This window comes from Sphingomonas sp. RB1R13, assembly GCF_036663775.1.
Lineage (GTDB): Bacteria > Pseudomonadota > Alphaproteobacteria > Sphingomonadales > Sphingomonadaceae > Sphingomicrobium.
In genome coordinates this window covers 87846-113736 of record NZ_JAXOJM010000002.1, presented here as the reverse complement: position 1 = coordinate 113736, position 25891 = coordinate 87846, and the positions used below count along the sequence as shown (strand labels likewise).

31 protein-coding genes and 1 tRNA gene are annotated in these 25891 nt (G+C 65.7%); 20 read left to right on the top strand and 12 right to left on the bottom strand.

Annotated features, from left to right (window positions below; all coding sequences use genetic code 11):
• Positions 1 to 38: 38 nt before the first annotated feature.
• Positions 39 to 839: a DUF4198 domain-containing protein gene (locus U1700_RS06720; RefSeq protein ID WP_332751350.1), complete on the bottom strand. Its 801-nt coding sequence runs from the start codon at positions 837 to 839 to the stop codon at positions 39 to 41.
• On the opposite strand from U1700_RS06720, the gene U1700_RS06715 reads away from it, so the two are divergent.
• From U1700_RS06715 to virB11, 11 genes are read left to right on the top strand one after another with little or no spacing between them, the layout of a single operon-like run.
• A complete protein-coding gene (locus tag U1700_RS06715; RefSeq protein WP_332751349.1) occupies positions 801 to 1475 on the top strand; it encodes a HupE/UreJ family protein in 675 nt (224 codons plus the stop codon). The genes U1700_RS06720 and U1700_RS06715 overlap by 39 nt on opposite strands.
• On the top strand, positions 1472 to 1954 hold the full coding sequence (locus U1700_RS06710) for a hypothetical protein (protein WP_332751347.1): 483 nt from the start codon (positions 1472 to 1474) through the stop codon (positions 1952 to 1954). The genes U1700_RS06715 and U1700_RS06710 overlap by 4 nt, the downstream gene beginning before the upstream one ends.
• The gene (locus U1700_RS06705) at positions 1951 to 2601 is read left to right on the top strand and encodes a lytic transglycosylase domain-containing protein (RefSeq protein WP_332751345.1); all 651 of its coding nucleotides are present in this window, start codon (positions 1951 to 1953) and stop codon (positions 2599 to 2601) included. Before U1700_RS06710 ends, U1700_RS06705 begins: the two co-directional genes overlap by 4 nt.
• Positions 2598 to 2897, top strand: coding sequence for a TrbC/VirB2 family protein (locus U1700_RS06700; protein WP_332751342.1), 300 nt, complete (start codon positions 2598 to 2600; stop codon positions 2895 to 2897). The genes U1700_RS06705 and U1700_RS06700 overlap by 4 nt, the downstream gene beginning before the upstream one ends.
• Complete coding sequence (locus U1700_RS06695; protein ID WP_332751340.1) at positions 2898 to 3170, top strand: type IV secretion system protein VirB3; 273 nt, start codon at positions 2898 to 2900, stop codon at positions 3168 to 3170.
• Positions 3154 to 5517, top strand: coding sequence for a VirB4 family type IV secretion/conjugal transfer ATPase (locus U1700_RS06690; protein ID WP_332751339.1), 2364 nt, complete (start codon positions 3154 to 3156; stop codon positions 5515 to 5517). Before U1700_RS06695 ends, U1700_RS06690 begins: the two co-directional genes overlap by 17 nt.
• The gene (locus tag U1700_RS06685; RefSeq protein ID WP_332751337.1) at positions 5514 to 6704 is read left to right on the top strand and encodes a type IV secretion system protein; all 1191 of its coding nucleotides are present in this window, start codon (positions 5514 to 5516) and stop codon (positions 6702 to 6704) included. Before U1700_RS06690 ends, U1700_RS06685 begins: the two co-directional genes overlap by 4 nt.
• On the top strand, positions 6701 to 7372 hold the full coding sequence (locus U1700_RS06680; protein WP_332751335.1) for a virB8 family protein: 672 nt from the start codon (positions 6701 to 6703) through the stop codon (positions 7370 to 7372). The genes U1700_RS06685 and U1700_RS06680 overlap by 4 nt, the downstream gene beginning before the upstream one ends.
• Positions 7369 to 8052, top strand: a complete 684-nt coding sequence (locus U1700_RS06675) for a TrbG/VirB9 family P-type conjugative transfer protein (RefSeq protein WP_332751333.1) — start codon at positions 7369 to 7371, stop codon at positions 8050 to 8052. The genes U1700_RS06680 and U1700_RS06675 overlap by 4 nt, the downstream gene beginning before the upstream one ends.
• A 2-nt stretch (positions 8053 to 8054) precedes the next feature.
• Positions 8055 to 9284, top strand: coding sequence for a TrbI/VirB10 family protein (locus tag U1700_RS06670; RefSeq protein ID WP_332751331.1), 1230 nt, complete (start codon positions 8055 to 8057; stop codon positions 9282 to 9284).
• 7 nt (positions 9285 to 9291) lie between these two features.
• Positions 9292 to 10275, top strand: coding sequence for a P-type DNA transfer ATPase VirB11 (virB11, locus tag U1700_RS06665; RefSeq protein ID WP_332751329.1), 984 nt, complete (start codon positions 9292 to 9294; stop codon positions 10273 to 10275).
• An 8-nt stretch (positions 10276 to 10283) separates the two neighbouring features.
• Here virB11 and U1700_RS06660 read toward each other — a convergent pair whose 3' ends face one another.
• From U1700_RS06660 to U1700_RS06635, 6 genes are all read right to left on the bottom strand, one after another.
• Positions 10284 to 10691, bottom strand: coding sequence for an FKBP-type peptidyl-prolyl cis-trans isomerase (locus tag U1700_RS06660; RefSeq protein WP_332751327.1), 408 nt, complete (start codon positions 10689 to 10691; stop codon positions 10284 to 10286).
• Between the two features lie 60 nt (positions 10692 to 10751).
• Positions 10752 to 11696, bottom strand: coding sequence for an outer membrane protein (locus tag U1700_RS06655; protein ID WP_332751325.1), 945 nt, complete (start codon positions 11694 to 11696; stop codon positions 10752 to 10754).
• 141 nt (positions 11697 to 11837) lie between these two features.
• Entirely contained in the window at positions 11838 to 12575 is a 738-nt protein-coding gene (locus tag U1700_RS06650) for a Crp/Fnr family transcriptional regulator (RefSeq protein ID WP_332751323.1), read from the bottom strand.
• A 243-nt stretch (positions 12576 to 12818) separates the two neighbouring features.
• Positions 12819 to 12902: transfer RNA gene (locus tag U1700_RS06645), tRNA-Leu, on the bottom strand.
• 68 nt (positions 12903 to 12970) lie between these two features.
• Positions 12971 to 13396, bottom strand: coding sequence for a DUF805 domain-containing protein (locus U1700_RS06640; protein WP_332751322.1), 426 nt, complete (start codon positions 13394 to 13396; stop codon positions 12971 to 12973).
• A gap of 169 nt (positions 13397 to 13565) precedes the next feature.
• A complete protein-coding gene (locus U1700_RS06635; RefSeq protein ID WP_332752246.1) occupies positions 13566 to 15074 on the bottom strand; it encodes a YifB family Mg chelatase-like AAA ATPase in 1509 nt (502 codons plus the stop codon).
• A gap of 135 nt (positions 15075 to 15209) precedes the next feature.
• Between U1700_RS06635 and U1700_RS06630 the strand changes: the two genes are divergently transcribed.
• The 7 genes from U1700_RS06630 (at position 15210) to U1700_RS06600 (ending at position 19397) form a co-directional block, all read left to right on the top strand.
• Positions 15210 to 15533, top strand: coding sequence for a hypothetical protein (locus U1700_RS06630; RefSeq protein WP_332751321.1), 324 nt, complete (start codon positions 15210 to 15212; stop codon positions 15531 to 15533).
• Between the two features lie 85 nt (positions 15534 to 15618).
• Positions 15619 to 15753: a 50S ribosomal protein L34 gene (gene rpmH, locus U1700_RS06625; protein WP_332751319.1), complete on the top strand. Its 135-nt coding sequence runs from the start codon at positions 15619 to 15621 to the stop codon at positions 15751 to 15753.
• 8 nt (positions 15754 to 15761) lie between these two features.
• Positions 15762 to 16106, top strand: coding sequence for a ribonuclease P protein component (rnpA, locus tag U1700_RS06620; RefSeq protein ID WP_332751317.1), 345 nt, complete (start codon positions 15762 to 15764; stop codon positions 16104 to 16106).
• The gene (gene yidD, locus U1700_RS06615) at positions 16103 to 16315 is read left to right on the top strand and encodes a membrane protein insertion efficiency factor YidD (protein ID WP_332751315.1); all 213 of its coding nucleotides are present in this window, start codon (positions 16103 to 16105) and stop codon (positions 16313 to 16315) included. The genes rnpA and yidD overlap by 4 nt, the downstream gene beginning before the upstream one ends.
• A 10-nt stretch (positions 16316 to 16325) precedes the next feature.
• Complete coding sequence (yidC, locus tag U1700_RS06610) at positions 16326 to 18080, top strand: membrane protein insertase YidC (protein WP_332751313.1); 1755 nt, start codon at positions 16326 to 16328, stop codon at positions 18078 to 18080.
• Positions 18077 to 18721: a ribosome biogenesis GTP-binding protein YihA/YsxC gene (yihA, locus tag U1700_RS06605; protein WP_332751311.1), complete on the top strand. Its 645-nt coding sequence runs from the start codon at positions 18077 to 18079 to the stop codon at positions 18719 to 18721. Before yidC ends, yihA begins: the two co-directional genes overlap by 4 nt.
• A 13-nt stretch (positions 18722 to 18734) precedes the next feature.
• A complete protein-coding gene (locus U1700_RS06600) occupies positions 18735 to 19397 on the top strand; it encodes a glutathione S-transferase family protein (RefSeq protein ID WP_332751309.1) in 663 nt (220 codons plus the stop codon).
• Here the strand turns inward: U1700_RS06600 and U1700_RS06595 are convergent.
• On the bottom strand, positions 19394 to 19840 hold the full coding sequence (locus U1700_RS06595) for a cupin domain-containing protein (protein WP_332751307.1): 447 nt from the start codon (positions 19838 to 19840) through the stop codon (positions 19394 to 19396). The genes U1700_RS06600 and U1700_RS06595 overlap by 4 nt on opposite strands.
• 26 nt (positions 19841 to 19866) lie before the next feature.
• Between U1700_RS06595 and dapE the strand changes: the two genes are divergently transcribed.
• Positions 19867 to 20994, top strand: a complete 1128-nt coding sequence (gene dapE / locus U1700_RS06590; RefSeq protein ID WP_332751304.1) for a succinyl-diaminopimelate desuccinylase — start codon at positions 19867 to 19869, stop codon at positions 20992 to 20994.
• A 12-nt stretch (positions 20995 to 21006) separates the two neighbouring features.
• Here the strand turns inward: dapE and U1700_RS06585 are convergent, their stop codons facing one another.
• The 4 genes from U1700_RS06585 to U1700_RS06570 form a co-directional block, all read right to left on the bottom strand.
• Complete coding sequence (locus U1700_RS06585; protein ID WP_332751302.1) at positions 21007 to 22704, bottom strand: putative bifunctional diguanylate cyclase/phosphodiesterase; 1698 nt, start codon at positions 22702 to 22704, stop codon at positions 21007 to 21009.
• Between the two features lie 75 nt (positions 22705 to 22779).
• The gene (locus U1700_RS06580) at positions 22780 to 23145 is read right to left on the bottom strand and encodes a Smr/MutS family protein (protein ID WP_332751300.1); all 366 of its coding nucleotides are present in this window, start codon (positions 23143 to 23145) and stop codon (positions 22780 to 22782) included.
• 172 nt (positions 23146 to 23317) lie between these two features.
• Entirely contained in the window at positions 23318 to 24496 is a 1179-nt protein-coding gene (gene mltA / locus U1700_RS06575; RefSeq protein ID WP_332751298.1) for a murein transglycosylase A, read from the bottom strand.
• Positions 24497 to 24506: 10 nt separating this feature from the next.
• Positions 24507 to 25157 (bottom strand): Tim44/TimA family putative adaptor protein, encoded by a 651-nt coding sequence (locus U1700_RS06570; protein ID WP_332751296.1) that lies wholly within the window; start codon positions 25155 to 25157, stop codon positions 24507 to 24509.
• Between the two features lie 185 nt (positions 25158 to 25342).
• On the opposite strand from U1700_RS06570, the gene secB reads away from it, so the two are divergent.
• Entirely contained in the window at positions 25343 to 25891 is a 549-nt protein-coding gene (gene secB / locus U1700_RS06565; RefSeq protein WP_332751294.1) for a protein-export chaperone SecB, read from the top strand.

Sequence of the window (25891 nt, the reverse complement as noted above, 5' to 3'; positions counted from 1 at the left end):
GAGCGGCGGCCCGGCGGAATTGCGCCCGCCGGGCCGCCTTAACGTCCGCGCTTGGCCGAGTAACCGAACGTCAGGCTTGAGAAAGTAGTAAGATAGTCCGCTTTCGGGTGGGCAATCGGCTTGGTCCAGATGACATTGACCAGCCAGTCTCCAACCGGCGGCACTTCGAAACTGGCCCGACCGGCCGCATCCGACCGGATCGTGCGAAGTGGCCGTGCATCGAATTCGAGGCTGGTCAGTTTCACCAATGCGCCGGCCAGGGGACGGCCCTCATACAGGATCTGCACGGGGAGAATATGATCGGCGGCCAAGGCATAGGGACTGCGCAGAGGAACGATCTCGAGCGTCAGCCCAATCGGGCGCGTGGCGAGCGCGTTGTCGCCTCGACTTGCTCGTCCGACTTGGACGAGAGCCTTTGCCCGCCTGCTGTAAAGCTCGCGCCCGTTGGTGCCCATCTTGCCTTCCCGCGTGCGTCCGTCGATTGCCGGGGTCAGGCCCTCGGCCTTGATATAATCGTTGAAGCGGATCGCCGGCAGGTCGCTCGCCGCATTGGTCGAGACGAGGCTGATGATGTGCAGTCCTTCGCGGCGGAAGGTGCGTGTCAGATGCGGGACTTCGCCACCCGGTTTGAACAGCGGGCGGACATCGACCGCCCCGCCGTTCGCAAGGTCGCTGAGCGCCAGCAGGTGGCCGCCATCGGCGCCCCATTGCTGGCGGAAGCTGCCGTGGCCGACTTCGACCACGAACGGCAAAGGCTTGCCGGGCGCGACCTGCCAGCTTTGCGGCTGAAGCCAGAAATCATGCGCCTGGGCCGTGCCGCCGAGCGAGAGGGCCAGCATGAGAGTAGCAAGTCTTCGCATCCACATCGTTCCTTGTTCCGACGAAATTTAGTAATAGCGCGGTTATTCGGCGGTGTCGCATTAATAATGTGGACCAGTTCCGCGAATGCTCATGCAGGAACGGGGTTGCCGGGCGGCTTTGTTGCGGGTGTTGAACATCCGTTGACTGGCCCTGATCATATGCTGGCAATGGCATCGGTTGGATTGTGGGGATATTTTCTTGGCCGTCCGCTGATTTATCTATTGCCGATGGTGTTTCCGATCATGATGGCGGTTGGTGCCGGGGTCGGGATGGCGGGGGTCGCGCTTCCCCCGGTCGAGATTGGCATCGCCCTGTCGGTGTGCGTGCTTGGCGCCTTGATCTTGGGCGCGGTCCGCGCGCCGGTGTGGCTGGCCTGCGCGGTAGTCGGGCTGTTCGCGCTGTTCCACGGCTATGCGCATGGCATCGAATTGCCCTCGGCGGCGGATCCGATCGGGTATAGCCTGGGCTTCGTGTTCGCGACAGGGTCGCTTCATGTGGCCGGAATCGCGATCGGATCGCTGGCGGTGCTGCCGCGCGGGGAGACATTCCTTCGCGGGCTCGGCGGCGTGGTGCTTGGCATCGGACTTTATTTCCTGTGGGCGGCGTGGCCATGAGGGGTGGTTTCCTTCCCCCCGCCATTTTGATCGCCGCGCTCGGGCTAGCGCTGGCGTTCCTGCCCCTGCGCCGGGCGCTGATTGCAGCCGGACTGATGGTCGTCGTCGCCCTGCTTGCATGGTGGTCGGGCCCGCCAGCGCGGTGGATCGAACCGATCTTCGTCGGCTGCTGGCTGAGTGTCATCGCAACCGCTGGACTGGTGCATCGCCCGGCGAAGCTGCCGCCCGCTGTCTTTCTCGTCGCCGCCGCCAATGTCGGACTATGGGCGGGTTTGGTAACGTCGGTGGCGGGAAAAGGCCGCGACCTGGCGATTGCCGTGCCCTGCATCCTGCTGATGTTCGTCGGTCGCCCGATCGTGGTGCGTGGCTGGGGCATCGGGGTCAAGGTGGTAGCGAGTTGGCTCACGGCGGTTGCAATATTGGCGACAATGGTCTCCCTCACGCCGACGCCGGGCTATGTACAGGATCATATGGAATGAGCCGATTGCGCCCAACGTGGTGGATGATGATCGCGAGCGTCGCGATTGCCGTTCCCGCGCATGCCCAGGTCATCGAGATCGGCGACGATGGCGCGGCGAAGACCTACAGCAAGCCGACCCGGTTTCTCGGCGGCGATGGGGATGGTTCGATGTCGGCGACGGTGTCGCTTCGCCCGGTCGAGGTCGACCGCTATGAGCGGGCAGCCAAGGCCGAGGGGCTCGATGTCCACCTGCTGCGCGCGGTCGCGTGGACCGAATCGCGCGGGCGGCAGGGTGCGGTCAGCCCCAAGGGCGCGCTGGGCGTGATGCAGCTGATGCCCGGGACGGCGGCGGAGCTTGGCGTCAACCCGCTCGATCCCGACGCCAATCTACATGGCGGGGCGCGCTATCTGGCGCGGCAATTGTCGCGCTTCCAGAGCGTGCCGCTGGCACTGGCCGCCTATAACGCCGGACCGGGCGCCGTGCTTCGCTGGGGCGGGATCCCGCCTTATGCCGAGACCCAGGCCTATGTGACCCAGATCATGGCGCGCTATCAAGGCACGCCGTTTGCTGCCATCCTGCGCCCGCCCGTGGCGCTTCGGAAATTCGTCGCAAATCCGATCCAGCGCCGGGTCGATCTCATGCTTATCGAGGTGCCATCGCTATGAAGAAATTGCTTCCCGCCACGCTCGTCACGCTGTTCGCCGCGGCGCGCGCCGATGCGCAATATGCCGCCGCCGATCCGGCCGGTTCAGGGCCGATCGTCGGCGCGGTCGACTGGTTGCAAGGCACGCTGCTCGGCAATGTCGCGACGGCGGTGGCGGTGATCGCGGTCGCTGCAGTCGGCTTCATGATGCTGACCGGGCGGATCAACTGGAAATATGGCGCGACCGTGGTGGTCGGACTGTTCATCCTGTTCGGTGCGGCGTCGATTGTCGGCGGCATCCGCTCGGTCGCGGGCTGAATGGCCGATCCATTGTTCCGCGCGCTCGCCCGGCCACAGATGGTGGCGGGGGTGACTTATCCCTTCTTCGTGATGAACGGGATCGTCGCGGCTGAATTGTTTCTGGTGTTCAAGACCCCGCTGGCTTTGCTGCCCGCGCTGGTCATCCACGCGCTGGGCTATGCCGCGCATTTGCGCGACCCGCACGTCATGGCGCTGTGGATGACGCGACTTCGCCGGACGCCGCGCGTCGCCAATTACAAGCTGCGGGGCGCCAATGTTTACTGCCCGTAATCGCGCCGCGAAAAAGGAAGTCTCGGCGGGGGTCCACCTGCCCTATCTGGCGCAGGTCGACGACGACACGCTGCTGACCCGCAACGGCCAGATGATGCAGATCATCAAGCTCGACGGACTGCCGTTCGAAACGATCGGGCGGGCCGATCTCGACAGCCGGCTGGCGGTACGCGACGCGATGTTCCAGTCGATCGGATCGTCGCGCTTCGCGATCGTGCATCATGTCGTTCGCCGGCCGGTCGAACCGCGCTTCGAGGGGCAGTTTGGCGATGCGTTCAGTACGCAGCTCGACGCGGCGTGGCGCGGGCGGCTGGCGACGCGGCGATTGTTCGTCAACGATCTGTACCTGACGCTGGTGGTGCGGCCGTTGCGGGGCCGCGCGGGCTGGGCGGAGAAATTGTTGGGCGTGGCGGGTAGCCGGTCCGACACGGGCGAGCGCGGGGCCGATTTGCGGCTGTTGAGCCAGGCGCGCGAGCAGTTGATGGCGGCACTCGAGCCCTATGGCCCGACCCTGCTGACGGCTTATGATTTGCCCAGCGGGCTGGCGTCGCAACAGCTCGAATTTCTCGCAACGCTGTTCAACGGGACGGCGACGCCAATGCTGTTGCCCACCGGTGACCTGGGTCATGCGGTGCCGCGGCGGACGATCAGCTTTGGCGCCGACACGATCGAACTGGGCACGGTCGATGGCGAGCCGCCCGAATATGCCGCGATCCTGTCGGCCAAGGATTATCCCAGCATCACCTCGGCGGGGATGCTCGACGATATTTATCGCCTGCCGTTCGCGATGCAGGTGACGCAGAGCTTCGCCTTCGTCGATCGCGGGCCGGCGCAGGAGCGAATGGACCTGGCGCTGCGGCGGATGCGATCGGCCGACGATGCGGCGGTGTCGCTGCGATCCGAGCTGAGCGCGGCGAAGGACGATGTCGCGGCGGGGCGCGCCGGGTTCGGCGAGCATCATTTGTCGATCCAGATCAGCACCGACAGCCCCGAAAGCCTCGACCAGGCGGCGGGCGAAGTGCAGGCGGCGCTGGCCGAAACCGGGTTTGCCGTCGTGCGCGAGGAGCTGGGGCTGGAGGCGGCGTTCTGGGCGCAATTCCCCGGCAATTTCGATTATATTGCGCGGCGCGCGCTGGTTTCGACCGCCAATTTCGCGGGCTTCGCGAGTGCACATAATTTCCCGGTCGGGCGCCCCGACGGCAATCACTGGGGCGACGCGGTCACGCTGTTCGAGACCACGGCGGCAGGTCCTTATTTCTTCAACTTCCACCGCGGCGACCTTGGCAATTTCACCGTTATCGGGCCGTCGGGGTCGGGCAAGACGGTGGTGCTCGCCTTCCTGCTGGCCCAGGCGCGGCGGTTCGACCCGCGCATCGTGTTTTTCGACAAGGATCGCGGGGCCGAAATTTTCCTGCGCGCGATCGGCGGCACTTATGAGGCGCTTCGGCCGGGTGAGCCGACGCGGATGAATCCGCTGGCGTTGCCCGATACGCCGGTCAACCGCCGCTTTCTCGCCGAATGGCTCGGGCGGCTGGCGGTTGGCGAGGGCGCGGCGCTGAGCGTCGAGGAAAATGGCTGGATCGTCGAGGCGATCGACACCGCGATGGCCGGACCGCGCGAGCTTCGCCGCCTGCGTCATGTCGCCGAACTGTTTCGCGGTCGCGGGCGGGCTTCGGCGGGCGATCTCGCTGCGCGGCTGGCACCGTGGCATTCGGCGGGCGAATTTGCCTGGCTGTTCGATAATGAGGAGGACCGGCTCGACCTTGCGACCCCGACGCTGGGGTTCGACATGACCGCGATCCTCGACCAGCCGGCACTGCGTGCGCCGACGATGCTCTACCTGTTCCACCGCGTCGAGGAACGGCTTGACGGCAAGCCGACGATCATCGTCGTCGACGAGGGATGGAAGGCGCTCGACGACGAAGTGTTCGTGGCGCGCATCCGCGACTGGGAAAAGACCATCCGCAAGCGCGGCGGGATTGTCGGTTTTGCGACGCAATCGGCGTCGGACGCGCTGCAGAGCCGGATTGCGAGCGCGATCATCGAGCAGGCCGGGACGCAAGTGTTCATGGCGAATTCGAGCGCGCAGGCGTCGGATTATATCGACGGCTTCGGGCTGACCGAGACCGAATATGACATCGTCCGGTCGATGCCGGAGACGGCGCGGGCGTTCCTGGTCAAGCATGGCACCGACAGTGTCGTGGTGCGGCTCAACTTGGGGTCCGAGCCCGATTTGCTGACCGTGCTGTCGGGGCGCGAAAGCACGATCCGTTTGCTCGATCGCCTGCGCGAGGAGGTCGGCGACGATCCCGCGAACTGGCTTCCCCGGCTGGTGGCGGCGGCATGAACCCGGACCTGTGCGCCCCCACCGGTCCGCCCGGGCTTGTCGCCGACCTGCTGTCCAACGTCGACTGCCAGGCGTCGAGCCTGGTCGAGCGCGGCTATAGCGCGCTAACGACGCCGGGCGCGGCCACGGCGGCGGTTTTGACATCGCTGATGGTGATCGCGGTTGCGTTTTACGGCTATCGGCTGCTGCTCGGCAAAGGGCTCGCGCTGAGCGATGTCACGGGGCTTGCGATCCGGCTTGGTGTCGTCCTGCTCCTCGCGGCGTCCTGGTCGTCGTTCCAGGAACTGGCTTATGATGCCTTCGCCCGCGCGCCGTCGCGGATCGCGAGCGAGCTGGTCGTCGCGATCGATGCGCCCGCCCCGCTCGACGGGGTGCAGTCGGCGCTCGACCGGATCGAACAGGGCAATGTCGGCTGGCGGATGCGGGCGGGGATCGCCTCGCCGCTGGTCGGGGGCGCACCGACGGCGGCGATGGCGCTCAACGTCTCCTCGTTCCTGTTGACCCTGTCGACCGTCGGCCTGCTGGTCGTGTCGCGAATCCTGCTGGCGCTGTTGCTTGCGATCACGCCGGTGATGGCGGGGTTCCTGCTGTTCGATGCGACGCGCGGGTTGCTCGAGGGATGGCTGCGCGCCCTGACCGGGGCGGCGCTGGTGCCGCTGTTCGTGCTGATTCTGTGTGCAATCGAATTGGCGATCCTCAGCCCGTTGCTCGACCGGATGCTCGCCGACCAGGCGGGCGGGCGGTTCGAACTCGACATGGTCACCCCGGTTGCGCTGGTGGTGATCGTGTTCAGTATTGCGATCGTCGCTTCGGCTCGCGCCGCGACCACTATCGCCAAAGGTATCCGCCTACCGCGCAAGGGCTATGCCGGCAATTCACCGGCGGCCGAAGCGATGCCGTCCGCGCCCGCGCAGGAACGGCTGCTCATGCTGACCGGTCCACAGGCCGTCTCTCCCGTCGCCCGCGCACTCGAAAGCGCGGCGCGGCGCGATGCCGAGGACGGTACGCATCGTACGGTCGCCGCCGCTATGCGCGGATCGCGTGACACGAGCAGCAGCACGACGACCATGATCGCGGGTGCCGCGACCGCTTTGAGCCCGTCCGAAACGGGGTCGCGACCGTATCTACCACCGCCGCGTACCCGTCTTCCGCGCGCGTCTCGCGCCGCAGCCCGCAGGGATTTATGACCGAACACGACAAATATTATGCCGCGGCGCAAGGCTGGGCCGACGAGCGCGTCGAGGCCGAGCGCAAGGCGCGCAAGCTGGCGTGGACCGTAGCCGCAGTGGCCGGGGGAATCGCGCTGATCCTGGCGCTGACGCTGATGCTTCTTGTGCCGCTCAAGACGGTGCAGCCCTATGTCCTGACGGTCGACAAGCAGACCGGCGCAGTCGAGGTGGCGACCACCGTCGCCAACGGTCGGCTGACGCAGAACGAAGCCGTCATCCAGGCGCAGCTCGCCAATTATGTGCGGGTGCGCGAGACCTTCGATGCCAGCGATCTCGCCGCCAATTATCGCCGCGTGCAGCTGCTGTCGGGCGCCGATGTCCGCAGCGCCTACATCACCGCGATGGCCGCCACCAACCCGGCAAGCCCGCTGCGCGCGCTGTCGCCCGGGGACACGGTGGCGGTGCGGATCAAGAGCGTGTCGCTGACCGGCAGCGGCAGTGCGCTGGTCCGCTACGACCTTGACCGGACGGGCGCGGGCGGGCGCGGGGTCAGCTCGGCGCCCTATGTCAGCGCGATCAGCTTCGGCTTTTCCGACAAGCCGCTGCGCGCCGCCGACCGGTTCGAGAACCCGCTCGGGTTCGAAGTCACGCGCTATCGCCGCGATGCCGAAGGGATGATCCAGTGAAGCGCCCTCTCCTGCTCGCATTGGCGCTGTTCGCGCTGACCGCCGAAGTCTCGCCGCGGCCCGGTCCTGAAGATCCGCACATCCAGCGCGCGCTGTATGATCCCGAACAGGTCGTCGCGCTGCGCGGTGCACTCGGCTGGCAGATCATGATCGAGTTCGGCGGCGACGAACGGATCGAGAATGTGTCAATCGGCGACAGCCTGGCGTGGCAGGTGACGCCCAACAAGCGCGCCAAGATGTTGTTCCTCAAGCCGCTGCTGAAGCACGGCAGCACCAACATGACCGTGGTCACGAGCGTCCGCCGCTATGCCTTCGCGCTGTCGACCGGACCACGCGAGCGCCGCACCCCGTGGGTGCTCCACTTCGACTATCCGCCCCCGGTGGTCGAGATTTTGCCCGAGCCGCCGCCGCGCCCGCCAGTGAAGTTGAACTTTGGCTATGTCCGTCAGGGCGACGGATCGGTCATGCCGACGCGGGTGTGGGACGATGGCCGCCAGACCTATTTCGAATTTGCCGAGCAGACCCCGATCCCGGCAATCTTCGCCTGGGGGCCGGGCAAGAATGACGAATCGCTTGTCAACGTCGCCACCCGCGGCCGGATCCAGATCGTCCAGCAGATGGGCCAGCGCTTCATCCTGCGGTCGGGCACCCACTTCGCAACCGTCACGAGGACACCCTAGCGATGAGCGAGCTTCCCCCCGTCAACATCCCTCATGTCGCGCGCGCCGCCAAGCGCACCCGGATCGCGCCGTTCGCGTTGGGGCTTGGCGTCGTTGGAACAGCGGTGTTTGCGAGCCTCGCGAGCCATCGTTCCGCGCGTGAGGATCAGGCTTCCGCCCTGCCCCCGCTGAAGGCCACGACGATCACGGCGCCGGCGCCGCCGCCGCCTGCAATGGTCGCTCAAGTGGTGACGCCCGTCGCGATCCCGATCCCGGTCGCGCAGCCCGCGCCGATGGTCGTCGCCGCGCCGTATCAGCCGCAACGGCTATATGCGCCCGGCCCCGTGGCTCGACCGCCGCGTTCCGACGGTGGTGCTGCCGAACGGGCGCGAGCACGGATTGCGGCGCCCGCGCTGATCGTCGATCTTGCACCCTTGCGGCCGAGTGGCGAGACCGCGCGTGGCCAGTCGGCGTCGTATGACAGCCCCCTCCCCGCCGCCGCCCTGTTTCGCAACGCGTCGATGCAGGACCCGACCGCCGCGTCGATCGCCGCCGCCGGACCCGCCCCGGCCCCGGAAGTGCTCGTGCCGATCGTCCCCGCCGATCCCGGCGCGCGCGACCTCAATGGCAACGAACGCTTCGCGAATCGCGCGGGCAACAAGGACACCGAAGTGGCCCGCGCGCAGCGTCTGCCCAACCAGGACATGCTGGTCGCGCAGGGCACGATCATCGGCGCGGTGATGGAAACCGCGCTCGACAGCGACCTGCCCGGGTTCGCCCGCGCGATTGTTACCCGCGACGTGCTGTCGTTCGACGGCAGCCAGGTACTGATCCCGGCCGGAAGCCATGTCATCGGTGAATATAATTCGGGCGTGGCACAGGGCGCGAGCCGGATCTTCATCATCTGGAACCGGCTGATCCGTCCCGACGGCGTGTCGGTCGCGCTGGCCTCGCCTGCGGTCGACGACCTCGGGCGCGGCGGGCTTGGCGGCAAGGTCAATCGCCACTTTCTCCAGCGCTATGGCGGGGCGATTTTGCTGTCGGTGCTGACCGGCGGGATCGGGGCGTTCACCCAGTCGCTGTCACGCGGATCGACCGTCATCGTCAGCAGCACTAACGAGGCGACCTCGCTCGCCGGGCAAGCCTCGAAGGGCAATGACATCCCGCCGACGATCAAGACCAGGCAAGGCGCGCTGGTTCGCATCTTCGTTGCGCGCGATCTTGACTTCTCGCCTGTCGGCCCGACCATTTGACCGGGTCATGAGCAGCCAGCCGCTTCTGTTTCTCGACGCTTTCCTGGCGCCGCTGGCGTCGTCGCTGGCGCGGGACGACGTCACCGATGTTTATATCAACCGTCCCGGCGAACTGTGGCTCGAAACCCCGCACGGGATCGAGCGGCATGAGGATCCGCGGCTCGACGACGACGCGTTGTGGCGGCTCTCTCGCCAGATCGCGGCCGCAACCGACCAGGGCATCAGCCGCGAACATCCGCTGTTAGCGGCGACCTTGCCGAGCGGAGCGCGGGTGCAGGTCTGTGCGCCACCCGCGACGCGGGGCCATGTCTGCGTGGCGGTGCGCAAGCATGTTGTGCCCGACCTCAGCCTTGACGATTATCTTGCCGCCGGCGCGTTCGACCGCGTGGGCGAGGCCGCGCTGTCGCAGGCCGCCACCGATGCGGACTTGCGTGCGCAGCTGGCGTCAGGGGACGTGCGCGGCTTTCTTGCTGCGGCGGTCAAGGCGCGCAAGTCGATCCTGATTTCGGGCGGCACCGCGACGGGCAAGACGACCCTGCTCAATGCGCTGCTCAAGGAGGCTCCGGCCGAGGAGCGGATCGTGCTGATCGAGGACACGCCCGAGATTCAGCTGACCCATGCCAATGCCGTCGGACTGGTCGCGGTGCGCGGGCGGCTGGGCGAAGCGTCGGTCAGTGCCGCCGACCTGCTCGAGGCGGCGCTTCGGCTACGCCCCGACCGGATCATCATGGGCGAGATCCGTGGGGTCGAGGCGCTAAGCTTCCTGCGCGCGGTCAACACCGGGCATCCAGGATCGATTACGACCATCCACGCTAGCTCACCCGACGGCGCGATCGAGCAACTGGCACTGATCGCGGCGCAGGCCGGAACCGACCTCGGCCGCGAGGAGCTCAAGGCCTATATGCGATCGGTGCTCGACATCGTCATCCAGCTTGGCCGGTCCGACGGCAAAAGACTGGTCAGCGCGATCGACTTCCTCGAAAAGGAATAACAAGCGGGCTAAGGCGTCGCCGGAGTCACCGAACGCAGCGCCATGCGGAAACGGAGCGTGCTGTTGGCGGGGATCGGTCCCGCCGCGCGCGCGCCATAGCCAAGTGCCGGCGGAATCCACACCACCCACTCGTCACCCGGGCGCATCAGCTTTAGAGCTTCGGTGAATCCGGGCACAAACTGGCCGACCTCGCCGCTGAGTGGTTGCCCACGCGCGAAACTGCTGTCGAATACCGTTCCGTCGAGCAGCTTGCCTTCATAGTCGAAGGTGGCGGTGTCGCCCGCAACCGGCATCCGTCCGGTCTTGGGCCCCCGTTTCACGACATGATAGGCAAGTCCGCTCGACGTCGTGACGTGGCGTACCGAAGCGAGCGCGAGCGGTGTCCGATCGATATTCGGTCCGGCCGGCGTGGCCATACATCCGCCGAGCGACAAGGCAATCAGGCCGCCGGTGGCGATCAAGTGGTTCCGCATCTGCTAGCCGCGCTCACCCGATGACGGCGGCGGAGGCGGGGGCGGCGGCGGCGGCGGCGGCATCGGGCACATCGCGCTGCTGTCGATCACCGTTCCGTCCGCACAGGTTTGCGTCGTGGGTGGCGGCGGCGGCGGCGGGGGTGGCGGGGCAGGTGCCTCGACGATCGGCGGCGGAGCGGCGGCGGCACCGCCGAAGTTGAAGATCAGGCTTGCCAACAGGCTGTGCGAGCGGAACTTGCCGGTTTCCGTGAAGGTCGAGGTCGAGGTTGCCCCAGTGACGGGATCGCTGAAGAAAGCGCCATTGGCAAAATGCAGGCGTCCAGTCTGGAAATATCGGTACTTCAGCCCGAGATCGACGTTGGGGCTGATCGCGGTCGAGGCGCCGGCAATGAACTGATAGGCCCAGGCGTTATCGCGCTGGCCGAACGTCTTCACTCGCGCGCGGCCCGCGCCGCCACCGCCGTAGATCCGGAAGCCAGGGGCAATGTCAAAGTCGACCAGCCCGTTGAGCATCGCCGACATCACGCGGGTCTGGTTCGCAAAGCCGAAGCTGTTGGAAGTGACGCCGCTGATCGGCGCAGTGTTGATCGCGGTAAGCAGGGTGGGGCTGGCGGTTAAATTCTTCGCTCGCGTGCGCTTGTAGCCGACCTCGCCCTCCAGCCGGAAGAAGCCCAGGTCGTAACCGACGATCGCATCGATATCGACGCCGCGCTTATAGTCGGTTGCAAAGCCGCTGCCGTAATTGACGTTGCTGGTTGTGACGGTCTGGCCGAGCAATCCCTGACCGGTGGGGACCGATTGCACCCGCACCGAGTTCACGCTGTATCGGGTGACCCGCGGGAACAGGACGCCGCCCTCGACCCCGACATAAGGGGCACCGTCGCGGGCAATGGCTGGCGAACCTATCGCAATGGCAACGACGGTAACCGCAAGGACTGGATAACGCATGGTCGATTTCCCCTGATTGGCGTGCCCCGCTTGTACCTTCGCGTGTCCCAAATTCAAAACCGCAAGTGTTTGTCTTTCATGACACTCTGCATGTTTTCTTGGTTGTGAATCGAGATCGTTCGCAGCCCCGGGGCGCTGCGCTCAGACTGCATGGATCATGATGTCGCAGGGCTGCGGGCGCGGGGTCATTCCGGAGAGCGATTGAAGTCCGGTGGGGTCGACCACCTCAAGCCAGTCATAGCCAACCCGGATCAGCCCGTCGGTCTGGAATTTGCTCAGGACCTTGTTCACCTGGACCGTGCTTCGCCCAAGCGACGCGGCCAGCATGCGCTGCCCGATTGGCAGGCTGAAACGGCCGTTGACACATGCGCCGGATTGCACGGATCGCTCGTGCAATTCGATCAGAAGCAGGGCGATGCTGCTGGTCGTCGACCCCATCATCAGTCGGGTCAGATGATCGAGCAGCAGGTGCCGGTAGCGTTGGCCACTGCGGTGGATCATGGCCGATGACTGAGGCGTCGCGGTCGATCCAGCTTCGGCGAGGGGTGACGCGTCAACGGTGCGAACCGAGGTCAGGCAAACCAGGTTGCAATCATGAACGTTGAACAACGCCGGGACGATATAATCTCCCGGCATCAGGAACAGAAAAATGAGGCGCCTTCCGTCGTCGGCACAGCGAAGCCAGCCGGCCCAGCCGCTCGTGATCAGGCGCAGGCCACTGCCCGCTTCGATTCTGCTGTTGGACGGATGATGCCGGGCCGATCGCCAAAGGCCGTGGATCGCTGCCTCTTCGGTCCCCGACAGCGGCCGGTCGAAGCTCGCCCGATCCGTAAGCTGCTGGAGGTTTGCCCGTTCTGCGCGCTGTTTGAGGATGTGCACATCAAGTTCCCAGCACGGATGTAAAGGCGAATATCCATTGACGTCAGAGAACCAACATCAAGGGGGGGACCTTTGTTCCGATTGCGTTCATTGGTTCATAAACCAAAGATACGATGGTGCCCCGTCGCCGGATGCGCTGGTCGATCCGGCACGCTTCCGGCGGACGAGTCGTTCGCTCCCTCTCGCTTCGCGGCAGCCAATGCCCGCCTTCGCTGGGCGAAGTGCGCGACGATCGGCGTTGTATGGTGCCCCCGGTCCGACTCGAACGGACACTCCTTGCAGAACTCGATTTTGAGTCGAGCGCGTCTACCATTCCGCCACGGGGGCACGGCACGATGGCCCCTACCGCAAGGCAGGATCGCCGGGCAAGTCGTTAAACCCGCCCGGCCGAACCGTCAGCGACCGAAGGAAAAGGCCGTCGGGCAAGCGCCATAACGATTTGGGACAATGCTGCCCTTGCGCGTGAGCAGCAGCAACAGTTGGCCGAACATGATTAGCGTAAGACCGGCATAGCCGAGCTGGACGATCTGGCCGAGGAAGCTGCCGAACATGAATACCAGCGGCGAGCAGACCAGCATGATGACCGGAACGATCAGCTCGCGCCCCGTGCGGTTGACGTCGTGCAGGCGACGGATCGCCACCGCGACCTGAGGCAGGAACAGCAGCAGCCCGATCAGCGAGGCGAGCGGGCCGAACAACCGGGCAATCGCCGAGATGAAAAAGACGAAGAAGAAAAAAGTCCAGAACTCAGCGCGCGACGCACGGGTCGAGAAATCGGCGAATTTTTTCAGCGACTGTATGATCTGGTCGACGATATTCATGGAAACGATACTCCCCCGGTGCCGCAACGCTACGCGCCTACTCCTAACAAGAATTTAAGCCGGCCAACAGCGGTTTGCAGCGGGCGAGTGTCCAGCCGATTGGCGTCATGAAATATCCCGCCAAAATCCTTGAACCAAATGATGTTGGTCAATGCTGATTACTTTCTTCCTAATTGCGCGGAGCCTGGCGGCGGTAGCTTAGCGCTTCGGCGATGTGGATCCGGCCGACAGTCTCCACTCCCGCAAGATCGGCGATCGTTCGCGCGACTTTCAGCACGCGGTGATAGCTTCGCGCCGACAGCCGCATCGCCGCGGCCGCGCTCGCCAGCAGGGCACGACCGGGTTCGTCGGGGGTGGCGACCTGCTCGAGCAGCGCGCCGTCGGCCTCGGCATTGGTGCGGACGCCATGATCGGCGTAGCGCGCGGTCTGGATATCGCGCACCCGGGCGACCCGCGCCGCGACTGCCGCGCTTCCTTCGGCGGGGGGCGGCAAGGTAAGGTCGGCGGCGCTGACCCCCTGCACGTCGACGTGAAGGTCGATCCGGTCGAGCATCGGCCCGGACACGCGGGCCTGGTAATCGGCGGCACAACGCGGGGCGCGGCTGCAGGCCAGTGACGGATCGCCGAGATGCCCGCAGCGGCACGGGTTCATCGCCGCGATCAGCTGCACCCGGGCGGGAAAAGTGACGTGAGTGTTGGCGCGGGCGACGGTGACGGTGCCGGTTTCGAGCGGCTGGCGGAGCGAATCGAGCACGGCACGCTGGAATTCGGGCAGTTCGTCGAGAAACAGCACGCCGAGATGGGCCAGGCTGATCTCGCCCGGGCGAACCTTGAGGCCGCCGCCGACCAGCGCTGGCATCGACGCCGAATGATGCGGTGAGCGGAACGGCCGGGTGCGGACCAACCGTCCGCCGTGAAGCTCGCCCGCGACGCTGGCGATCATCGACGCCTCGAGCGCTTCGGACGGGCCGAGCGGAGGCAGGATGCCGGGGAGGCAGGCCGCGAGCAGGGACTTGCCCGCACCGGGGGGCCCGACCATGAGCAGATTATGCGCCCCCGATGCGGCGATTTCGAGCGCGCGCTTGGCGGTTTCCTGGCCTTTGACCTGCGCCAGGTCTGGGCCGCGGACGACCTCCTCGACCTCGCCCGCAACCGGCGGCGGGAGCAATGACGTGCCGCGCAGATGCGCCAGCAGGTCGAGCAGATTATTGGCGGCAAGCACTTCGACATCGCCCGCCCACGCCGCTTCGGAGCCTTGTGCGGCGGGACAGATCAGCCCCTTGCCGGTGGCCGAGGCATGAAGAGCGGCGAGCAGCACGCCCGGCGACGGGGTGATCCGCCCGTCGAGGCCGAGTTCGCCGACGATGACATAATGGCTCAGTGTCTCGGCATCGGCGACCCCGATCGCGGCGAGCAGCGCCAGCGCGATCGGCAAGTCGAAGTGAGATCCTTCCTTGGGCAGGTCGGCGGGGGACAGGTTGGCGACGATCCGCTTGGGCGGGATCGACAGGCCGATCGCCGACAACGCTCCCCTCACCCGCTCGCGGCTTTCGCCGACCGCCTTGTCGGCGAGCCCGACGACGGTGAAGCTGGCCTGCCCCGGGATGAGCTGGACCTGCACTTCGACGCTGCGGGCTTCGAGGCCGAGATAGGCCACGGTGGAGACGATCGCGACCATCAGCGGGGATCCCCCGCCGTCGGCGCGCATCGATCGATGACCAAAAATCCCCCTAGCTCGGCAACCCGAGGCTAGGCCGGGGCGGAGTGGGACGCAAGGCTTGCAGCGGCGCGCCGCTCGCCCCACATCGGGATCATGTGGAATAGCGCAACATGGAAAGCCCTGCTCGACCGGCCATGGTTCGAAATGCTGCTGTTCGTGATTGGCGTCTTGCTGATTATCGTCTCGCCGATCGCTGGGATCATTCCGGGCCCTGGCGGGATTTTCGTGTTCGCGGCCGGGCTCGCGCTGGTGCTCAAGACCAGCATGTGGGCCAAGCGCAATTATGTGCGGTTCAAGCGGTGGAAGCCCAAGCTTGGCTCATGGGCCGACTGGGGGCTTCGCCGGGCCAGCGCCAAACGCCGTGCCGAACTGCGCAAGGCCCAGGAAAGCGACTCGGTTTCGCTATCGGGCGATTGACTTTGGCGGGGGCCGTCAGTAACGGACCTTCAACGGAGGCCACCCCAGCGGTGGCCCTTTTACATTAGAACTTAAGGCATGAGCGATGAAGCGCACTTTCCAGCCGAGCAATCTGGTCCGCAAGCGGCGGCACGGGTTCCGCACTCGCAGCGCGACGGTCGGCGGACGCAAGATCCTGGCCGCTCGCCGCAGCCGCGGTCGCAGGAAGCTCAGCGCCTAGAGCCGCTTATGGCGGTTCGGACTCGGATCGTTACACTGACGAAGCGTTCGGATTTCCTGGCCGCCAATCGCGGCCAGCGCATTGCCATGCCCGGCTTTGTCCTGCAGGTGCGACCACGCGGCGATGACGACAGCGTCGTGCGCGTGGGGTACACGGTTACCAAGAAAATCGGCAACGCCGTCGTCCGTAACCGGATGAAGCGGCGGCTTCGCGCGCTTGCTCGCGATCATATTGCGCGCTGCGGCATCGCTGGCGCCGACCATGTGCTGATCGGCCGCGCCGGCGGAGTGGAACGCGATTTCGCCATGCTGTCGGACGAACTTGCGCGGGCTCTGCGGAAAGCCGCAAAGTGATCGCCAAGGCGCTCATCCTGATCGCCCGCGGCTGGCAACTCGGCCCGTCGCGCGTCCTGCCGCCGTCGTGTCGCTACCAGCCCAGCTGTTCGGCCTATGCGATCACTGCACTTCGCCGCTATGGCGCGGTTCGCGGCGGCTGGCTCGCCCTGAAACGAATTCTCCGCTGCGCCCCTTGGGGCGGCATGGGTCACGACCCGGTACCGTAAGGATCAAGAGTTGAACGATAATCGCAACATGGTCCTCGCGATCTTCCTGAGCGCGCTCGTGCTGCTCGGCTGGACCTTCCTTGGCCCCAAGCTGCTGCCCACCGCCGCCCCGCAGACCCAGCAGGTCCGTGACGGCAAGACCCATGCCCTGCCCCAACCCGATTCGAGCCCTGCCGGTGTCCCCGCCGCCGGTGGCCCGACCGCGCTCAAGGTCCGCGCCGATGTGCTTGGCTCAACTCCGCGAGTGAAGATCGAGACGCCGAGCCTGCTCGGATCGATCAATCTGGTCGGCGCGCGGATCGACGATCTTCGCCTGCTGCGGCAGCGCGAGTCGATTGCGCCCAATTCGGCCCCTGTCCGCCTGCTGTCCCCGGCCGGCGCGCCGGGTGCCTATTTTGCGGGCTTCGGCTGGCTTGGCGACAATGTCGCGGTCCCCGGCCCCGAGACGCTGTGGCAGGCATCGAGTCGCCACCTCGCTCCCGGCCAGCCGGTGACGCTGAGCTGGACCAATCCTGCGGGACTGAAGTTCGAACAGACGTTCAAGGTCGACGATGGCTATTTGTTTTGGGTCGACCAGCGCGTGACCAATGCCGGCGGCGCGCCCGTCCAGGTCCGCTTCTACGGCTTTGCCAACCGCTCGCACCAGTCAGCCGATCCGTCGAGCTGGACCAATCACGTCGGCCCGATCTCGGTCATCGACGGCAAGGCCAATTATTCGACCAAGTGGGAAACCCTCGACAAGGCCGGCGCCGCTGGCGAAACCGGTACTGCGGGAACGGGTTGGGTCGGCTTCACCGAGAAATATTGGCTTACCGCGCTGGCGCCCACCAGCGGCGACATCGTCCCCAGCTTCCGCCGCACGCCGACCGGCGGATATCAGGCGGACTATGCCGGTCCGGGCGTGACCATCGCGCCGGGCCAGACGGTGAGCAGCCAGACCCGCCTGTTCGCCGGCGCCAAGGAAAAGGCCGTCCTCGACCGTTATGAGGATGCCGGCATTACCAAGCTGTCGAAATCGATCGACTGGGGCTGGTTCGAATTCTTCATGCGCCCGATCTTCGGGCTGCTGCGCTGGCTGTTCGCGGTCACCGGCAACTTTGGCGTGGCGATTATCTGCCTGACCTTCATCGTCCGCGCGATCATGTTCCCGATCGCCCAGCGCCAGTTCCAGTCGACCCTTGGCATGCGCCGCGTCCAGCCCAAGCTGAAGGCGCTGCAGGCCCGCTACAAGGACGACAAGCCGCGCCAGCAGCAGGAAGTGATGAAGCTGTACAAGGAGGAGAAGATCAACCCGGCGGCCGGCTGCCTTCCCATCTTCCTCCAGATCCCGGTGTTCTACGCGCTCTACAAGGTGCTGATGGTCGCGGTCGAAATGCGCCACCAACCGTTTGCCGGGTGGATCCACGATCTGTCAGCACCCGACCCGATGACCCCGGTCAATCTGTTCGGGCTGCTGCATTTCACGCCGCCGCATTTGCTCGCGATCGGGATCTTGCCGATCCTCGTCGGGGCGACCCAGTGGATGACGATCAAGATGAACCCGGCGACCGGGGTCGACCCGGCGCAGCAGCAGATCATGGCGCTGATGCCGTGGTTCCTGGTGTTCGTGATGGCGCCGTTCGCGGCGGGGCTTCAGCTTTACTGGGTGACCAACAACCTCCTCACGCTCGCCCAGCAGAGCTGGTTCAACCACAAGCATCCGGTTGATGCCGCGACGGCAGTCGTCGATGCGAAACCCGTGGCCACGAAGCCGGCGAAACCATGAGCGAGAAGCAGCCCGAGGACCTCGCCGAGACTGCGCGCAAGCTGTTCTCGGGCCCGATCGAGTTTCTGAAGTCCGCGCCGGGATTGCAGTTCCTGCCCGACGCGACGGTGCCCGAGATCGCCTTTGCCGGGCGATCGAACGTCGGCAAATCGTCTTTGCTCAATGCGCTGACCAACCGCCACAAGCTGGCGCGGACGTCGAACACCCCCGGGCGGACGCAGGAGTTGAACTTCTTTGACGTCGGCGTGCCAATCCAGCTGCGGCTGGTCGACATGCCCGGCTATGGTTTCGCCGAAGCGCCCAAGGACATGGTCAAAAGGTGGCGTTTCCTGATCAATGATTTCTTGCGCGGGCGCCAGGTTTTGAAGCGTGCGCTGGTGCTGGTCGATGCGCGGCACGGGCTGAAGGATGTTGATCGCGACGTGATGAGCATGCTCGACGCCGCCGCGGTCAGCTATCATGTCGTCCTGACCAAGGGCGACAAGATCAAGGCAAGCGAGCTTTCCGCGACTTTTGAGGCGACCAAGGTCGAGGCCGCCAAGCATCCCGCCGCGCACCCGACGTTGTTTTCGACCTCGAGCGAATATGGCACCGGCATCGCCGAATTGCGCACGGCAATCCTCGAGGCAGCGCGTAGTTGAAAAAGGCGTTGGCATGAAATTGATCATCGGCAATCGCGCCTATTCGAGCTGGTCGCTGCGCGGCTGGCTTGCGCTTCGCCATTCGGGGCTCGAGTTCGAAGAGCTGGTCGTGCCGCTGTACGACGAGGCCTGGGAAAAGCGCCGGGAGGGCGACGAGTTCGGGCCGTCGAAAGGCAAGGTCCCGATCCTGTGGGACGACGACACAGTCGTATGGGATAGTCTGGCGATCATCGAATATTGCGCCGACCGCACCGAGATCACGCGCTACTGGCCCGAAGACCTCGCCGCGCGCGGGATGGCGCGGTCGATGGCGGCCGAGATGCATTCGGGCTTCGGCAACCTCCGCCGCGAGCTACCGATGAACCTGCGCCGCATCGTCGACGATCACCCCTTGAGCGACGATGTCCGCGCCGAAATCGACCGCATCATGGTATTGTGGGCGCAGGCCCGCGCGCGCTTCGGCGGCACTGGCGAATATCTGTTCGGGACATGGGGCGCGGTCGACATGATGTTCGCGCCAGTCGTCACCCGCTTCGTGACCTACAAGGTGCCCGTTCCGCCGTTCGCCGCGGCTTATATGGAGGCGGTTTTCCGCTATCCCGACATGATGGACTGGATCGCCGAGGCACAGGACGAACCGTGGGTGATCGAGGCGCTGGAGCCGACCGCCGCCTAATAGGGCGTACCGTCTTTGCGGACATAGCGGTCATCGGCGGTGAACATCAGGTCGATGTCGGGATAGCTTCCACCTTCGTTCCGTCCCGCGCCGATCGCAACAAACACCGCGTCGGCGTCGCTGCGATTGATCAGATGGTGACCGTTGCGCACCCCCTTGGCGAAGGTCGCGATATCGCCGGCGCAAAGCATCGTTTCGCCATCATCCTCGATCAGAACGGCCTCGCCCGACAGCATGACCACCAGTTCGTCCTCGCCTTCGTGCCAGTGGCGCTGGCTCGACCAGCCGCCGGGTTTCAGCGTGACCTGGCTCGCGGTCATCTCGGTCAGTCCGCCCGCCGGCGCCAGTCGCCGATACCAGCGCCCGGCGACCGGCTGGTCGTATGGTGCGGGATAGCCGGTGCGACTGACCTGCTCGATTTGTTCAAGATCGACTTTCGGCATCGCCCCCTCCTTGCTACGGCCTGATCATGACCCAACCGATCGATCCCGTCGAGCTTGCAAAGGCGTTGATCGCCGTGCCCAGCGTCACACCCGCCACGGCCAAGGTGTTCGACGTGCTGGCCGAGGCGCTTGGCCCGCTTGGGTTTGAGGTCCACCGCTTTCTGCGCGGCGAGGCACCTGGCGGTCCGGTCGAAAATCTGATCGCGATCCGAGGAGAAGGCGCGCCCCATTTCGGCTTTGCCGGGCACCTCGACGTCGTCCCCCCGGGCGAGGGGTGGAGCGGGGACCCTTTCGTGCCGACAATCGAAAACGGTGTCCTCACCGGGCGCGGCGCCAACGACATGAAGAGCGCAATCGCTGCCTTCGTCGCCGCCATTCCGGCGGTGCAAGGCACGGGCACGCTGTCGTTGCTGATCACCGGCGACGAGGAGGGTCCCGGTGAGCACGGCACGGTCGCGATCATCGACTGGCTGGAGGCGGACGGGCGGATCCCCGATTTCATCCTGATTGGCGAGCCGACGTCGGAGACGCAGCTTGGCGACACGATCAAGATCGGGCGGCGCGGATCGGTCAACATGTGGATCGACGTGCCCGGCACGCAGGGGCATGTCGCTTACCCGCACAAGGCCGCCAATCCGATCCCCGCACTCGGCCGGATCATCGCCGCACTAACCGCGATTCACCTCGACGATGGCAATGACGCCTTCCCGCCGTCGAACCTGGAGTTCACCGATGTCGCGACCGAGCCCGGCGCGCCCAACGTCATCCCCGGGGGCGCCAGCGCGCGGCTGAATATACGGTACAACAATCTTCAGCGCGGGCCTGACCTGGTCACGATGGTCGAGGAGGTTGTGACGCGCGAAGCCGCGGGCGCGACCGTGCATGCGCTCATCTCGGGTGAGGCGTTCCTGACCCCGCCGGGCCTGCTCTACGACCTGGTGGTGTCGGCAATCCGCGAGGAGATGGGAATCGAGCCTGCCCTTTCGACTGGCGGCGGGACGTCGGACGGACGCTTCCTGATCAAGCTGTGCCCGGTGGTCGATTTCGGCCTGCCCAACGCGACGATGCACAAGCTGGATGAGTGCGCGGCAGTGGAGGATATTCGCGCGCTGTCACGGATATACGGGCGGGTAATTTCGAAGGCGTTTTCGTAAAGAGTGCAACAGCTACGCCCGCTGCCTTACCCCGCCATTTTCGGCGTTCAGCACCCACTCGCGATATTCTTCTTCGAACATCGGGTGAGCGAATACGAAGCCCTGAACCGTCTGGACCCCCATCGCGCGCAATATGTCGGCCTGCGCCACGGTCTCGACCGCTTCGGCGACAATTTCGCAACCCACGCCGTGGATCAGCTGAACCACCGCCTGGACGACGACCCGCGCTTTCTCGCTCGTCTCGATATCGGCGATCAGCGACGGGTCGAGCTTGACCCGGTCGAGCGGCATTGCACGCAGCCGTGCCAGGTTCGAATAGCCTGTCCCGAAATCGTCGATCGCGATCTTGGCGCCATCGGCGCGAAGCGCGGCGATTTCGGTCAATACGGTCTCGCTGACTTCCATTGCCGCCGACTCGGTGAATTCCAGTTCGACCAGCGACAAGGGCACCTGCTGGTCGATGAATGCCTGGCGCATCCGGCTGAAGAAATCACTGCGGTCCAATTGGCGTGGGGACACGTTGAACGCCACCCGGTGGACATTGCCCTCGCGATGCCATGCGCCAAGGATCGAGGCGACTTCGGCAATCACCCACTCGCCAATCTCGGAAATGATCCCGGTCTGTTCGGCGACTGGTATGAAACTGTTGGGCTGGCGCATCCCATCACGCGGGTGGCGCCAGCGGAGGAGTGCTTCGGCCCCGGTGACCTCCCCGGTGCGCAGGCTCAGCTGAGGCTGCAACGCCAGGAGGAATTCGCCGCGATGGACGGCTTCGGTCAGCGCCTGCTCGGTCTCGACCTTCACCTGATGTTCGCGCTGCAATTCATCGGAGAACAGGCAATGCTGCCCGCCGCCGCGCGACTTGGCGCGATACATGGCGATGTCGGCGGCACGCATCAGCGATTCGATGCTGGTACCATGGTCAGGGCTCATCGCGATGCCGATCGATGCGCCAATGTCGACGCTATGCCCGTGAAGCTCGAACGGCTCGCCGATCGCGACGGCAATCCGCCGCGCGACGCGCTCGATTTCGTCCGACGAGGCGATCGACGGGAAGAACAGGGTGAATTCGTCCCCGGCCAGCCGCGCGACCAAAGGCCGCCTCCCCTCGGCGTCGATCAGTTCAGCGGTCACGACGACGCGCAGGCGATTGGCGACCATGATCAACAACTGGTCGCCCCGGGCATGACCCAGGCTGTCGTTGACGGCCTTGAACCGGTCGAGGTCGACGAACAGCATGGCAGCGGGCAACTGCCCCGAAGGCCCGCGGGCCCGTGCGCCCAATAATTTGTCGGCTTCGGCACGGAAATGGAGGCGATTGGGCAATGAGGTGACCGGGTCATACATGCCCAGCGCATGGGCGTTTTCGATCGACGAGCGCACTTCGGCAAACAGGCTGTCGACCGCGGCAGCGACCGCCGGCATATTGCGCACGACGATGTCGGGCGCGGGGCTGACGAGGTCCCCGGTCTCGACCGCCAGCAATCGTTCGCCAAGAGCGGCAAGCGCCCGCGCGCTCTCGCTGTTGGGGCGTTCGGAGGCGACATAGCTGACCAGCAGGCAGAAGGCGCCGGCGACGATCGAGGCGATGATCTTGGCGTTGAATTCGGTGATGTAGAGGAACACGCCGAGCGAGAAAACGAACGACGCAACGCCAGCCGCGCCCGAGAGGAGCGCGTTGCTGATCGTTTGCGCGGTGCCTTTTTTCATGCGTCCTTGCCCACGGGTCCTTGAGGATCCCGTCCTTCCAGCGACCACAAATAGGTAAAGGGGGTTAAGAAACCGTCAGCGCTGGCGCTTGAGGACAAGATACAGGCTGCCGCCGCCGCCATGGCGCGGATGGGCGCCGCGGACGGCCGCGATATGGCGTGCATGGCGTGAATGGGTGAGCCAGTCGTGGACCGCCGCGCGGATCCGACCGCGCGCAATCGGCGGTTCGCCCGACCGGGCATGACCGGTGATCAGCAACAGCACCCGGTCGCCGCCGGCAATCGCTGCCTCCAGCCCATTGTCGATCGCGCCCCATGCGGTGTCGAGATTATGGCCGTGCAAGTCGAGGATCCGGTCGGGCTCGAGCGAACCCTTCGACAATTTCTTGTCCCAGCTTCCGTCGAGCGTATTCGATAGTCGCGGTGGTGGCGGGGTCTTCACTGTCGGTCGGGGCGGCGGACCCTTAGCGCGCGGAGCCATTGGCGGAGGTGGCGCTTTCACCACTGTCGGTGCAGGAATCGCGGTCAGTCCACGGGAGAGGGACTCGCGCGAGAGGGGCTCACGCGACAGCGGCCTGATGGTCGCCGTCACCCGCTCCCACAGCAAGCGTTCGTCAGGGTCGAGTCGTCGCACGCTCGACCGTCCCGCGCGGCAAGAGCAGGAGCGCCGTGCCATTGGCCGCCATCCCGCCGGCGATCCGCTCGGCATCGGGTCCGGCGCCCCAGAAAGTATCGACCCGGTTGGCGCCCTTGATCGCCCCGCCGGTGTCCTGCGCCACCCACAGCCCGCTCGCTTCGGGCCGGTCGAGCGTGACGAACACTGGCGAGCCGAGCGGGATAAAGGCCGGATCGGCGGCGACCGACCCGCGCGGGGTCACCGGCACATTGAGCGCGCCCAAGGGTCCCGCCCCGACCAGTTCCTTGAAGAACACATAGCTTGTATTTTCGCGAAGCAGCGCCTTGCCCTCGACCGGATGCGCCGCGATCCACCCGACAATTCCCTGCATGGTGGCGCCGCCCGGGGGCAATTCGCCGCGGGCCCGGAGCAACCGCCCGATCGCGACATAGGGATTGCCGTTCTGCCCAGCATAGCCGATTCGCATGACCGATCCGTCGGCGAGCCGCAGCCGTCCCGACCCCTGAACCTCGACGAAGAACAGCGCGACCGGGTCTGTCGCCCACGCGATTTCGAGGCCGCGATCGGCGAGCGCGCCATCGTCTATCTCAGCGCGCGTAAAGTAGGGCAGGCACGCTTGAGTCAGCGGATCGATCCGCCCCCGGCCCTGCGTGCCATCGGCGCGGGTGCAGCGCACAAGGTCGGCCGGAAGCGCATAGATTGGCGTGTCATAGCCCGGCACGCGAAGCCGCGACCCGGCGATTTCGGGCTCGTAATAGCCCGTCGCAAAGGCCTTGCCGTCCCCGACCCGCGCCCATTCGAACTGGCTGGCGAAAAAGGCCGACGCGCCACCGGGCACCACCGCCTCAGCCGCCGCGCACGGGGCGATCCAGTCCCCTGCCTGGGTTAATCCTGACGCATCGGTGCGCTTGACCAGCACCGGACAGCTGGTTCGGAACGCCGCCAGCGCGCGATCTGCCGCGAGTGGATCGACGGATTGCGGTGCAGCAATCGTCACCCCGACCAGCAACGCATTATTGAGGATTGGCGCCGGAACAGGCACCGGTACCGGCGCAGGAACGGGCGTCGGCACCACCACGGGCGGCGGGGTTCGCTGGACGCAGGCGCTGGCCATAAGCAGCGCTCCCAGCGCAGCGGCCTTGGCGAGCGCCTTCACTCGAGCGCCCTCACTCGTCCTCGTCGGTTTCGACCAGTAGCCAATTGGGATCGCGCGACGTCAGGTCGCGACGGAAGGTCCACAGATCGCGAGTCTGGACCGCGTCGGACATCGACCCCGCGACCATCGCGCCGCTGCCGTCGCGCGTGACAGCGGCGATATCGGCCTCGAACCGCACCGTCATTTCGGCAACATTCTTGCTAAGCAATGCTTCGGCAATCACCGCCTGCTCGATCGCCACCAGCCGGTTGGCCAGCGTCAGACCCTGCGCCTTGCGCTCGGCCACGGCCGCTTCGAACGTGTCGAATATGTGTCCGTCGACATGCGGCTTCATTGCATCAAGCTCGCCCTTCCAGAAGCTTTCCAGGATCAGCCGATAGGCGCCCTTGGCACCCTCCAGAAAGCGGGCGACGTCGAAACTGGGGTCGGCCGCAAGCAGGGCGCGCACCCCGGGACCAGCCGTCGGCAGATATGCCATGCCCGCCGGATCGAGCGAGCTCGTCGGCTGGAGTGGCGCGGTTGGCGCCATCGGCTCGAGCCGCGCGTCGGGATCGGCGGGCTTCAGGATCGGCTGTTCATGCCCGGTCCGCTCACCAAGCACCGCGTAGAGCCGCAAGCCGATGAACAGGGCGACGAGGGCAAGGATGACGATAGTGGCCAATGAACAGCTTCCTGTGCGCAGCGACGGGACGTCCCCGTCACGATCAACATAAGCGTCTTAACGCCCAGTTTCAAAGGCGGTGCCACGTGCGCCACTCATTGCACCCCATTATGGTGACTGCTAGTCGCCCGAATGCATCGCGGCGGGATCATCCCGCTGCCTCCCACAAGGACCAGGCGACGATCATGGCCGACGAGCAGAACCTCACCCCTCAGACCCCGCCGACGCCCGACGACGACCAGCCCCAGGCGGCGACGATCGCGCAGTATATCAAAGACTTGTCGGTCGAAAACCCCAACTCGCCGGCGGTCTATCAATGGGGCGTCCAGCCCCAGCTCGACGTCCAGTTCAACATCGCCGTCGACAAGGTTGCCGACGATGTCCACGAAGTCGTGCTGAAGATCGAAGTCGCCGCGAAATCTGACAATGGCGTCCATTTTCATGTCGACCTGGCCTATGGCGGCATCTTCGCTTTTCGTAACATGGCCGAAGAAACGCTTGCTCCGTTCCTTCTGGTCGAGGCGCCTCGCCTGCTGTTCCCGTTTGCGCGCCAGATCGTCGCCGACGCGGTCCAGAACACCGGCTTCCCGCCGCTGCTGCTCGACCCGATCGATTTCGGCTCAGCCTATATGAGCCAGGTCGAGGCCGCCAACGCCGATAGTGCGCCCAACGGCCACGCCGCGCCGGATGCCGCCCCGCCGGCCTTCCAGCCGACCGACCTCGGCCAGGCCTGA

Coding starts and splice junctions, on each gene's coding strand:
- U1700_RS06705 (WP_332751345.1), top strand. CDS start 1,951: ATGAGCCGATTGCGCCCAACGTGGTGGATGATGATCGCGAGCGTCGCG.
- U1700_RS06585 (WP_332751302.1), bottom strand. CDS start 22,704: ATGAAAAAAGGCACCGCGCAAACGATCAGCAACGCGCTCCTCTCGGGC.
- U1700_RS06685 (WP_332751337.1), top strand. CDS start 5,514: ATGAACCCGGACCTGTGCGCCCCCACCGGTCCGCCCGGGCTTGTCGCC.
- U1700_RS06695 (WP_332751340.1), top strand. CDS start 2,898: ATGGCCGATCCATTGTTCCGCGCGCTCGCCCGGCCACAGATGGTGGCG.
- U1700_RS06635 (WP_332752246.1), bottom strand. CDS start 15,074: ATGGTCGCGATCGTCTCCACCGTGGCCTATCTCGGCCTCGAAGCCCGC.
- U1700_RS06640 (WP_332751322.1), bottom strand. CDS start 13,396: ATGAATATCGTCGACCAGATCATACAGTCGCTGAAAAAATTCGCCGAT.
- U1700_RS06710 (WP_332751347.1), top strand. CDS start 1,472: ATGAGGGGTGGTTTCCTTCCCCCCGCCATTTTGATCGCCGCGCTCGGG.
- yihA (WP_332751311.1), top strand. CDS start 18,077: ATGAGCGAGAAGCAGCCCGAGGACCTCGCCGAGACTGCGCGCAAGCTG.
- rnpA (WP_332751317.1), top strand. CDS start 15,762: ATGGCGGTTCGGACTCGGATCGTTACACTGACGAAGCGTTCGGATTTC.
- secB (WP_332751294.1), top strand. CDS start 25,343: ATGGCCGACGAGCAGAACCTCACCCCTCAGACCCCGCCGACGCCCGAC.
- U1700_RS06630 (WP_332751321.1), top strand. CDS start 15,210: ATGTGGAATAGCGCAACATGGAAAGCCCTGCTCGACCGGCCATGGTTC.
- U1700_RS06670 (WP_332751331.1), top strand. CDS start 8,055: ATGAGCGAGCTTCCCCCCGTCAACATCCCTCATGTCGCGCGCGCCGCC.
- U1700_RS06700 (WP_332751342.1), top strand. CDS start 2,598: ATGAAGAAATTGCTTCCCGCCACGCTCGTCACGCTGTTCGCCGCGGCG.
- rpmH (WP_332751319.1), top strand. CDS start 15,619: ATGAAGCGCACTTTCCAGCCGAGCAATCTGGTCCGCAAGCGGCGGCAC.
- U1700_RS06660 (WP_332751327.1), bottom strand. CDS start 10,691: ATGGCCACGCCGGCCGGACCGAATATCGATCGGACACCGCTCGCGCTC.
- U1700_RS06600 (WP_332751309.1), top strand. CDS start 18,735: ATGAAATTGATCATCGGCAATCGCGCCTATTCGAGCTGGTCGCTGCGC.
- U1700_RS06595 (WP_332751307.1), bottom strand. CDS start 19,840: ATGCCGAAAGTCGATCTTGAACAAATCGAGCAGGTCAGTCGCACCGGC.
- U1700_RS06655 (WP_332751325.1), bottom strand. CDS start 11,696: ATGCGTTATCCAGTCCTTGCGGTTACCGTCGTTGCCATTGCGATAGGT.
- dapE (WP_332751304.1), top strand. CDS start 19,867: ATGACCCAACCGATCGATCCCGTCGAGCTTGCAAAGGCGTTGATCGCC.
- virB11 (WP_332751329.1), top strand. CDS start 9,292: ATGAGCAGCCAGCCGCTTCTGTTTCTCGACGCTTTCCTGGCGCCGCTG.
- U1700_RS06690 (WP_332751339.1), top strand. CDS start 3,154: ATGTTTACTGCCCGTAATCGCGCCGCGAAAAAGGAAGTCTCGGCGGGG.
- U1700_RS06715 (WP_332751349.1), top strand. CDS start 801: ATGCGCCTGGGCCGTGCCGCCGAGCGAGAGGGCCAGCATGAGAGTAGC.
- U1700_RS06720 (WP_332751350.1), bottom strand. CDS start 839: ATGCTGGCCCTCTCGCTCGGCGGCACGGCCCAGGCGCATGATTTCTGG.
- U1700_RS06680 (WP_332751335.1), top strand. CDS start 6,701: ATGACCGAACACGACAAATATTATGCCGCGGCGCAAGGCTGGGCCGAC.